Origin of the sequence: Kitasatospora sp. NPDC057692 (assembly GCF_042799475.1) — a bacterium.
GTDB lineage: Bacteria > Actinomycetota > Actinomycetes > Streptomycetales > Streptomycetaceae > Kitasatospora.
In genome coordinates, this window is sequence record NZ_JBHVIV010000028.1 from 85,545 (window position 1) to 96,038 (window position 10,494).

Here is a 10,494-nt window from a genome sequence, read left to right on the forward strand (position 1 = left end):
CGGCCCCCCGTGCCCGCCCCCGGGTGGCGATCCGACGCCACCGCCCCGACGACGACGGCGGCGGCCCCGGACGCCACCGCCCGGGACCGCCGTCCGCCCGCCGTGCCCGCCCGTCCTACTTCTTGGCGCCCGCCAGGTCGTCGAACATCGTCGACAGGAACTCCCGGCTCCACGTCAGCAGCTCCCGCCCGACCAGCGGCTTGCCGCCGATCCGCCCGGTGGACGGCCGCGGCACCAGCAGCTGCTGGGTCGCCGCCTTCACCTGGCTGCGCGGGTAGAGCCGGTTCAGCCGCAGTTGCTGCGACTCCCGCAGCTCGACCGGCCCGAAGCGCACGTGGGAGCCCTGCAGGGTGATGTCCGCGATGCCGCACCGCCGCGCGTACAGCCGCAGCGCGGCCACCAGCAGCAGGTTCTCCACCGGCTCGGGCAGCTTGCCGTACCGGTCGACCAGCTCGTCCCGGACCTGCTGGATGTCCTCCTCCGAGTTGACCGCCGCGATCGAGCGGTAGGCCTGGAGCCGCAGCCGCTCCCCCGGCGCGTAGTCGTGCGGCACATGGGCGTCGACCGGCAGCTCGATCTTCACCTCCAGCGGCTCCTCCTCCGGCTCGCCGCCGCCCGCCAGCGACTCCCGGAACTCGGCCACCGCCTCGCCGACCATCCGCATGTAGAGGTCGAAGCCGACGCCCGCGATGTGCCCGGACTGCTCGCCGCCGAGCAGGTTGCCCGCGCCGCGGATCTCCAGGTCCTTCATCGCGACGTACATGCCGGCACCCATCTCGGTGTGCTGGGCGATGGTGGCCAGCCGCTCGTGCGCGGTCTCGGTCAGCGGCTTCTCCGGCGGGTACAGCATGTACGCGTACCCGCGCTCCCGCCCGCGGCCCACCCGGCCGCGCAGCTGGTGCAGCTGGGAGAGGCCGAAGGTGTCGCCGCGCTCGACGATGAGCGTGTTGGCGTTGGAGATGTCGATGCCGGACTCCACGATCGTGGTCGACACCAGGACGTCGAACTCCTTCTCCCAGAAGTCGACGACCACCTTCTCCAGCTGGGTCTCGCCCATCTGCCCGTGCGCGGTGGCGATCCTGGCCTCGGGCACCAGGTCCTTCAGCCGGGCGGCCGCCTTGTCGATCGACTCGACCCGGTTGTGGATGTAGAACACCTGGCCCTCGCGCAGGAGTTCGCGCCGGATCGCGGCCGAGATCTGCTTCTCGTCGTACGGTCCGACGAAGGTCAGCACCGGGTGCCGCTCCTCCGGCGGGGTGGTGATGGTGGACATCTCGCGGATGCCGGTGACCGCCATCTCCAGGGTGCGCGGGATCGGGGTCGCGGACATGGTGAGCACGTCCACGTTGGCCCGCAGCTTCTTCAGCTGCTCCTTGTGCTCGACGCCGAACCGCTGCTCCTCGTCGACGATGACCAGCCCGAGGTCCTTGAAGCGGGTCTCCGAGGAGAACAGCCGGTGGGTGCCGATGACGACGTCCACCGAGCCCTCGAACAGCCCCTCCAGCACGGCCTTGGCCTCGCCGTCGGTCTGGAACCGGGACAGCGCCTTCACGGTGACCGGGAAGTTGGCGTACCGCTCGGCGAAGGTCGAGAAGTGCTGCTGCACCAGCAGCGTGGTCGGCACCAGCACCGCCACCTGCTTGCCGTCCTGCACCGCCTTGAAGGCCGCGCGCACCGCGATCTCGGTCTTGCCGTAGCCGACGTCGCCGCAGATCAGCCGGTCCATCGGAACGGACTTCTCCATGTCCGACTTGACCTCGGCGATGGTGGTCAGCTGGTCCGGCGTCTCCGCGTACGGGAAGGCGTCCTCCAGCTCCCGCTGCCACGGGGTGTCCGGGCCGAAGGTGTGGCCGGGCGCGGCCATCCGGGCCGAGTACAGCTTGATGAGGTCCGCGGCGATCTCCTTGACCGCCTTCTTGGCCCGCTGCTTGGTCTTCGCCCAGTCCGCGCCGCCGAGCCGGTGCAGCGTCGGGGCCTCCCCGCCGACGTACTTGGTGACCTGGTCGAGCTGGTCGGTCGGCACGAACAGCCGGTCGCCGGGGTGCCCCCGCTTGGCCGGCGCGTACTCCAGCACCAGGTACTCGCGGGTGGCGCCCTGCACGGTGCGCTGCACCATCTCCACGTACCGGCCGACGCCGTGCGCCTCGTGCACCACGTAGTCGCCGGCCACCAGCGCCAGCGGGTCGATCGCGTTGCGGCGCCGGGACGGCATCCGCCGCATGTCCTTGGTGGAGGACTTCTGCCCGGACAGGTCGGTCTCGGTGATGACCGTCAGCTTGAGCGCCTCGTCGACGAAGCCGTACTCGATCGAGCCGCAGGACACGTGCACGACGTCCCGGGTCGGCGCCTCGGACAGGTCGGCGACCAGCCGGGCCGGGATGCCCTCGTTGCCGAGCACCTCGGCGAGGCGGGAGGCCGGGCCGTGCCCCTCGGTCACCATGACGACCCGCCAGTCGGCGGCCAGCCGCTCCTTGGCGTCGGCGATCGCCCGCGCGGTGTCGCCCCGGTACGCCTCGACGGCGTGCATGCCGAGGGTCAGCGTGTTGGCGTCGAACTCCAGCAGGCCGTCGACCGAGGCGTCGCTGGTGGCGAACGGGCTGACCGACCACCACGGCAGGCCGATCTCGGCGGCGTGCTCGCGCACCTCGGCGAGCGAGCGCAGCGAGGCGGCCGAGACGTCGATCGCCTCCAGGTCGATCGGCCGGTCGCCGCCGGCCGCGGCCGCCACCCAGGAGGCGTGCAGGAACTCCTGACTGGTCGCCACCAGGTCGGCGGCGCGGGTGCGGACCCGCTCGGGGTCGCAGACCACCGCGACCGAGCCGAGCGGCAGCACGTCCAGCAGCAGCTCCATGTCGTCGACCAGGACGGGCGCCAGCGACTCCATGCCCTCGACCGCGATGCCCTCGGCGATCTTGTCCAGGATCTCGGCCAGCCCCGGGTGTTCGGCGGACAGCTCCGCGGCCCGGGCCCGCACCTCGTCGGTCAGCAGCAGCTCGCGACAGGGCGGCGCCCACAGGCCGTGCTCGGCGATCTCCAGCGACCGCTGGTCGGCCACCTTGAAGTACCGGATCTCCTCGACGTCGTCGCCCCAGAACTCCACCCGCAGCGGGTGCTCCTCGGTCGGCGGGAAGACGTCCAGGATGCCGCCGCGCACCGCGAACTCGCCGCGCTTCTCGACCAGTTCCACCCGGGAGTAGGCGGCCGCGGCAAGCCGCCGGGCGATCTCCTCCAGGTCGTGCGACTCGCCGCGCTGGACGGCCACCGGCTCCAGTTCGGCCAGCCCCTTCACCTGCGGCTGGAGCACCGAGCGGACCGGCGCCACGATCACCTGCACCGGCCCGGCGGCCGGGTCCTCGGCACGCGGGTGGACGATCCGGCGCAGCACCGCGAGCCGGCGGCCGACCGTGTCGGAGCGGGGCGAGAGCCGCTCGTGCGGCAGCGTCTCCCAGGCCGGGAACTCGGCGACCGCGTCCGGCGGCAGCAGCGAGCGCAGCGAGGCGGCGAGGTCCTCGGCCTCCCGGCCGGTGGCGGTGACGGCCAGCACCGGACGGCCCCGGTCCCCGGCCGACTGCCCGGCGAGCGCCCGGGCGAGCGCGGCGACCGCGAACGGCCGGGCGGCGGGCGGTCCGACCAGGTCGAGGTGCCTGCGGCCGCCGGCCGCGGCACCGGTGGCGGTCGCGGCCTCGATCGCCTCGGCGAGGGCCGCGTCCCGCGCGACGACATCGAGCAGTCCGGTCAGGCTCATCTGGAGTCTCTTCTTCGTCCCGTGGCTGGTGCTGCCCTGGGGGCCGGGGCCCGTCCGGGCAACGCGAACGGCCCGGCACGCCGAGCGGCCGGGGGTCTCCAGCCTACGCCGCGAGGCCGACCCGCACCCGGCGCACGGCCGGGGGCCGGCCGGGGGCGGTCCGGCGCGGACGAACCACCGGTCGCACGCTGCCGCTCCGGTCGTTTCGCCGGACCGTTTCCCGGCCGTCGCGATCTGCCACGAACTGGACATACTCCTGTCACTGCCCGTCCATGGAGATCGCGCACCATGGTGAATGTGCCCGCCGCACCCAACCGTGGGGGATGGCTGCGGGGGCACGGTCGCACACCCGATGGGGGTCGGGAGTGCGAGGCCGGGCGACCCTGGGTGGGGGCGCCCGCCCACGCGCCGGGAACCGTGGCGTCCTTTCCTGGAGGACGCCACGGGTCTCGGCCACACTCCTTCCCCGCCCCGGGGTCCTCGACGCACCGGTCCGCGGCCCGACCACCGCCGTCCCGCGGCCGCACCGCCGTTCCGCAGCCGGGCCTGCGCCCCGCCGCCGGCCGACCCGGGCACTCTTCGCCCCGGACACCCCTTTCCGGCCCCTTCCGGCGCAATCCCGGGAAAACCCGCGCGGGCAGGCCCCGCTCCCTACCCTGATGTGAAGACCGTGTGGGGGACGCCCGGAGGGGCCAGGGGGCGTCGCGATGGAGGGGGTTCTTCGTCATGCGCGTTGTCATCGCAGGCCAGGGCTACGTGGGGCTGCCGCTCGCGGTCCGCGCTGCCGAGGCCGGACACCGGGTAGTCGGCTACGACGTGGACGAGCGCCGGATCAAACGGCTGGCCGTCGGCGAGTCGTACGTCGAGGACATCCCGGCCGAGCGGCTGCGGCCGCTGCTGGAGAACGGGAGCTACCTGCCGTCCGCCGAGCCGTCCGACGTGGCGGGCTTCGACGTCGCGGTGATCACCGTCCCGACGCCGCTGCGCGAGGGCGTGCCCGACCTGTCGTTCATCGAGGCCTCGGCCGCCCTGCTCGCCCAGCACCTGCGGCCGGGGGCGTGCGTCGTCCTGGAGTCGACCACCTACCCCGGCACCACCGAGGAACTGCTCGCGCCGCTGCTGGAGGAGGGATCCGGGCTGACCGCCGGGCAGGACTTCCACCTCGGCTACAGCCCCGAGCGGATCGACCCGGGCAACCCGACCTGGCGGCTGGAGAACACCCCGAAGGTGGTCTCCGGGATCGACCCGGCCTCACTGGCGGCGGTCGACGGCTTCTACGGCGGGCTGGTCGAGCGGACCGTTCCGGTCTCCTCCTGCAAGGAGGCCGAACTGACCAAGCTGCTGGAGAACACCTTCCGGCACGTCAACATCGCGCTGGTCAACGAGCTGGCGATGTTCGCGCACGACCTCGGCATCGACGTCTGGGAGGCCATCGACGCGGCCTCCACCAAGCCCTTCGGCTATCTGCGGTTCACCCCCGGCCCCGGCGTGGGCGGGCACTGCCTGCCGATCGACCCGTCCTACCTGTCCTGGCGGGTCGAGCGGGCGCTCGGCCAGTCGTTCCGGTTCGTCGAGCTGGCCAACGACGTCAACAGCCACATGCCCGACTACGTGGTCCGCCGGCTCGCCGAGGCGCTGAACGAGCGGCAGCGCTCGGTCAAGGGCTCGCGGGTGCTGCTGCTCGGGCTGGCGTACAAGAAGAACACCGGCGACGCCCGGGAGACGCCGGCCGCCCGGGTCGCCGAGCTGCTGGTCCGGATGGGCGCCGAGGTGCTGGCCGCCGATCCGCACGTGGTGGTCGGGGTGCACGTGCCCGAGCCGGTGATCCCCGGCCAGCGGGCCGCCGAGCACGACCCGCACGGGGACCCGTTCGGCGCGGTCCGCCGGGTGGAGGCGACCCCGCAGGAGCTGGCGGCGGCGGACGCGGTGGTGCTGCTCGCCGACCACGACGACTTCGACTACGAGGCGGTCACCGCCCACGCCCGGTACGTGCTGGACTGCCGGCGCCGGCTGCCCCGGGGCGCCGCGGTCGAGGTGCTCTGACCCTTCGGAAGCGGTGCCGGGCGTCCGCACCCGCCCGGCACCGCGGGTCAGCGGGCCTCCTCGCCCGCGCGGCCCCGCGGGGCCCGTCCCCCGCGGCCTACCAGCGGGAGAGGTTGACGTCGTACATCATCACCTCGTGGCCCACGTGGCCGTTGAAGTCGTACTGCTCCCAGTTGAAGACGGTCCACGAGCCCATACCGCCGCCGAGGTACGTGATGACCTTGTTGTTCCCGGCGTCGATCCGGTCGACGTTGTAGATGCGCACGGCCATCCACCCGTCGTTCGCGAAGCAGAGCGTGCCGCCGTAGCCGTAGTTGTAGACCTTCGCGAAATCGTTGCGGTTTCCGCAATCGATGCGGTTGACGGCCCCGGCATTCGCGGCCGGCAGTAACGCGGCGGCCGCCGCGGTGAGCACGGCGAGTGCACCGATCCGGCGGCTCCCGGAATTTCCTGAATGATTCCCGGGAGAACGTTCCCGAAGATTTGTGCGGCGAATCATGTGAACCCTCCGAAGGGGTAGCGTCTGCGACTCCAGAGGCTGACATGACGCCGCACGGCCGAACAGTTCTTTTCCGGCCAAGCCGCACCGCCCCGGCGCCTCGGAGGCCGCCTCGCACAGGCATGCGCTAGGGTCCGAACAGTCCCGCCGTTCTTGAGAATCGGAGCTTCCGGATGGCCCTCCGCGCGCGTTTCGGGCGATTCACCGCCACCACTGCGGCGGTCTTTTTATCGGCCTTTCTCGCGGGCTGCTCCGGAGGATCCGGAGGAGGTTCCGCACATTCCGTCCTGACCCCGCCGGCCATCGACGCACCGAAAGCCCCGGAATCCGGCCGGGCCGGAATGACCGGACTTCCGCTTTCCGCTTATCAGTCCGACGACCAGGCCGCCCTGAGGGAGATCCGGGTGCGCAATTCGCTGGTCGTCTCGTGCATGCGCCGGGCCGGTTACGCCTCGTTCAGCGGGGACGGCCTGCAGGAGGCCCGGCCGCCGGACAACGCCACCGCCCTGCCGGCCGGCGCCTGGGGGTACCTGGGGCCGGAGGTGGCGGCCGTCCAGGGGTTCCACGCGCACCGGCGGGCCGCGCCCGAGGCGGGCGCCGTGCCGGCGGCCGGCGAGGCCTACGACGCCGCCCGGGTCGACTGCCACCGGCAGGCCGCCGACCGGATCGGCGCGCCGCCGGGGCCGGGGGCCGACCTGATCGGGCGGCTCTTCTCCGAGTCCATGGCCGCCACCGGGAAGGACGGGCGGGTGGTGGCGGCGACCGCGCAGTGGGCCGCCTGCATGGCCGCCGCGGGGTTCCGGGCCGAGGACCCGGCGACCCTCCCGGAGCGCTTCCAGACCGCGTCCGAGGCCACCCCCGCCGAGCTGGCCACCGCTCGGGCCGACGCCGACTGCACCACCGGCAGCAACCTCGCCGCCATCTGGTTCACCGTCCTGGCGGGCTACCAGCGCCAGCAGATCGACCACAACGCCACGGCCCTGAACGCCCACCGCGAGGCCGTCCGGGCCCAGGACGCCAGGCTCACCCGGCTCCTCGCCGAAGGGGACGCCGCGCCGGCCCCGTGAGCCGGACGCGGGCGGCGGGGCGGGCGCCGGACGCGTCGGGCCCCGGGCGCCGGACTGGCGCTCGGGGCCCGACGGGGACCGGACCGGTCAGCGGCGGTGGTAGCCGACCGTGTTCGGGGTCGCGTAGTCGCTGCCGTCGTCGACGATCACGATCTTCGGGATGATCCGGGTCTCCTCCTCGGCCGGCCGCCCGGCCGCGGCACCCGCGCCCTCACCGGCCCCCGCCACCGACGGCGGAGCGGCAGGCCTCGGCGGCACCGGTCCGGTGGCGACCGCCGCGGCCGCGGGCGGGGCGACCCGCCCCGGGGTGACCCGCAGCACCGCCGTGGCCGCCTCGTCGGCGGGCACCGGGGCCGGCTCCTTGCGCAGGTCGGCCCGCGGGTCCGCGAGGACGGGCAGCGGGATCTCCCCGGTGTCCGCCTCCGAGTCCACCGGGGCCCGGTCGGCCGGAACCCGGCCCACCGGAACGCCGTCCACCGGAGTGCCGTCCGGCGGAGTGCCGTCCACCGCCCCGGCGCCCGATCCCGGCGGCAGGGAGGCCCGGGACGGGGCCGCCGCCGCCAGCGCCGCGGGCTCGATCGCGCCGACCGCCGCACCGGTCAGCGAGGCCAGCGTCGCCTTGATGTGGTCGAGGTGCTGCTGCACCGTCTCCAGCCTGGTCGCGTACTCGCGCTGCTCGCGCTCGGTCGCCGCGTTGATCCGCTCGGCCTCGCGCCGGGCCTGCTCGATCAGCTGGTCCGCCCGGGCCTGCGCCTCGGCGTCGCTCTGCTTGATCTGGCCGAGCACCGTCTCGCGGAACTGCTCGGCCTCCTTGACCCGCCGCTCGGCGGTGGCGGAGACCGCCGCGTCCTCGGCGTCGGCCTCGCTCTGCGCCTCGACGAACATCTCGTCGGCCTTGCGGCGCAGCTCGGCCAGCTTGGCCTCGGCCCGCTCGGAGGCCTCGGCGGCCGCGACCCGGACCTTGGCGGCGTGCGCGGTGGCGGCGTCCCGGACGGACCGGACCTCGCGGTCGGTCTCGGCCCGGATGCCCTCCGCCTCGGCCCGGGTCCGCTCGTCGGTGCGGCGGGCGGCGGCGTCGGCCTCGGTGCGGGCGGTGGTCGCGTACTCCTTGGCGGTGCGGTCGAGCACCTGGCCGGCCTCGTACACCTCGTCGCGGAGGTCCTCGGCGAACCGCTCGGCCTTGTCGCGGACGGCGCGGGCCTCGTTCTCCGCCATCCGGGCCAGGCCGGCGGCCTCGTCGCTGAGGACCTGGTAGTCGGGCTCGGGGGCGTCGGCGGCGGTCTGCTGGATCTCGGCCAGCCGGCGCTCCATCTCGCGGAGTCCGGCGCCGAGCACGCTCAGCCGTTCCCACCCCTCGTCGCGCTGCGCGGTGAGCGCGGTCAGGGCGCGGTCGACCTGCTCCGGCGCGTAACCGCGCCGGGCAACGGTGAAGCCGTACTGGGGGACGGCGTCGCTCATGGGCTCTTCCCCTCGTGTCGCGGGCTGCGGAGCCCATGATCGGACGGATCGGTCCGCTCGGGAGCCGGGTCGGGGAACCCGGTCGGGATTCGGACGTCAGGCGGATCGAAACATGCCGAGGATGGACGTTTGCGACCATCCTCTTGACCTATTTTGCGCGGATGTGGACGAAACCCCAATGAGGCACCGCCGCGCCGGTACGCCGAAGGGGCCGTTCCGGGGCACCGGAACGACCCCCCGCCACCTGCGCGGATCCGGCACGGCCTGCCTAGAGCAGGCCGTCCCAGAACTGCTCCAGCAGCACGGCCCACCAGGTGTCCGCGGACTGCAGCGCAGCCGGGTCGATCGCGGCGAGCTGGGCCTGGAAGTCGGTCGTCCAGCGACCGGCCTGGTCCGGGGTCAGCCCGTACCGCAGCCGCCACATCCGGCCCAGCAGGGCCAGGGAGCGGACGAACTCCGGTACACCCGTGTTGACGAACCGGGGGGGCTCACCGGTTCCTTCCAGGTCCACCGCGACAACGTGCGCCGTGCCGTACTGCACGCAGAGCTGCCGACCGTAGTCGTTGCCGAGCACCAGGTAGCCGCCGAAGTCCGGGCCGCCCGGCAGGCCGCGCTCGGCGGCCAGCTCGGCGAGCGTCGGAATCGGCCGGCCCTCCTGGGCCTGTGCCCAGAAGAACGGTCCGAACTCGCGCGGCAGGCCCGACCACATCAGCGTCTGCGCCACCGGCTCGGGCACGCCCTGGCGGGCCACCGCGCGCTGCTCGAAGCGGAACACGTTCGGCCCGAAGGCCTGACCCGTCTCCTGGGCGAGCTGCTGCGGCGCGAGCGGCGGCAGGGCCGGGACGGTGCCCGGCGCGGGCAGCGGCACCCGGAACGGCCGGACCCGCTGCGGACCGGAGGCCAGCTGGTGCAGCTCGTCCAGGTGGTCCAGCAGCTGGGCCATGCCGGCCTGCCGGGACTGGTGGTCGCGGCCGTAGTCGGCGGTGTGGGTGAGCCGGACGTTCGGCCAGGAGGCGGCGATCATCCGGTTGCAGTAGCCGCCGGGCAGGTCGCACGACTCCAGCTCGGTGTAGAGCTCCAGCACCTGCTCCGGCGGCACGTTGAGCCGCCGCAGGTCCTGGAGGATCTTCCACTCCGGGTGCGGGGTGCCGGGCTCGCTGCGGTGCAGCAGCTTCTGCTCCGAGCCGTCCGGGCCCCGGTAGCTGAGCGCGGCGAAGTAGCCCGGGCCGACGGCGGGCACGCCGGGCGGCACCGGGGCGCCCGGCGGCGGTCCGGGGACGGGCGCCGGCGGGGCGGCCGGAACGGGGGCCGGTCCGGGCACCGGGGCGCCGGCCGGAGCGGGGCCGCCCGGGTAGCCGTAACCGGACCCGGGCGCGCCCGCGCCGGGCGGCGGGACCGCGGGACCGCCGGACGGCGGGGTGCCCGGGTCGACGGGGGCGCCGCCGAGCAGCGCCGGGTCGATCGCGCCCGCCAGCTGGGTGCGCTCGTACGCCACCCCGCCCGGAGCGGGTGCCGCGGGCGGCACGGGCGGGGCGGCCTGGGCGTCGCTGGGCCGCAGACCCGCCGGGGGCGGGGGCGGCGGGGCGCTGGAGGCGCTGCGGCCGCCGGCGGGGGCCGGGGCCGGGGCGGAGCCGCCGCGCAGACCGGCCGGCGGGGGCGGCGGCGGGGCGGAGGCCGGGTTC

The 10,494-nt window shown here is 74.4% G+C and carries 6 protein-coding genes; 2 read left to right on the top strand and 4 right to left on the bottom strand.

Annotated elements, in window-relative coordinates:
- Positions 1 to 115: 115 nt before the first annotated feature.
- Positions 116 to 3,745 (bottom strand): transcription-repair coupling factor, encoded by a 3,630-nt coding sequence (mfd, locus tag ACFVFS_RS18175; protein WP_380625236.1) that lies wholly within the window; start codon positions 3,743 to 3,745, stop codon positions 116 to 118.
- 726 nt (positions 3,746 to 4,471) lie between these two features.
- On the opposite strand from mfd, the gene ACFVFS_RS18180 reads away from it, so the two are divergent.
- Positions 4,472 to 5,788 (top strand): nucleotide sugar dehydrogenase, encoded by a 1,317-nt coding sequence (locus ACFVFS_RS18180; RefSeq protein ID WP_380625238.1) that lies wholly within the window; start codon positions 4,472 to 4,474, stop codon positions 5,786 to 5,788.
- Between the two features lie 97 nt (positions 5,789 to 5,885).
- Here ACFVFS_RS18180 and ACFVFS_RS18185 read toward each other — a convergent pair whose 3' ends face one another.
- Positions 5,886 to 6,287: a beta/gamma crystallin domain-containing protein gene (locus tag ACFVFS_RS18185; RefSeq protein WP_380625240.1), complete on the bottom strand. Its 402-nt coding sequence runs from the start codon at positions 6,285 to 6,287 to the stop codon at positions 5,886 to 5,888.
- Between the two features lie 404 nt (positions 6,288 to 6,691).
- Between ACFVFS_RS18185 and ACFVFS_RS18190 the strand changes: the two genes are divergently transcribed.
- Positions 6,692 to 7,354, top strand: a complete 663-nt coding sequence (locus ACFVFS_RS18190) for a hypothetical protein (protein WP_380625242.1) — start codon at positions 6,692 to 6,694, stop codon at positions 7,352 to 7,354.
- Between the two features lie 87 nt (positions 7,355 to 7,441).
- On the opposite strand, the gene ACFVFS_RS18195 is transcribed toward ACFVFS_RS18190, so the two are convergent.
- On the bottom strand, positions 7,442 to 8,812 hold the full coding sequence (locus ACFVFS_RS18195; protein WP_380625243.1) for a hypothetical protein: 1,371 nt from the start codon (positions 8,810 to 8,812) through the stop codon (positions 7,442 to 7,444).
- Between the two features lie 268 nt (positions 8,813 to 9,080).
- Positions 9,081 to 10,494: SUKH-4 family immunity protein (locus ACFVFS_RS18200; RefSeq protein WP_380625245.1), on the bottom strand; the 1,414-nt coding region annotated here is incomplete at its 5' end.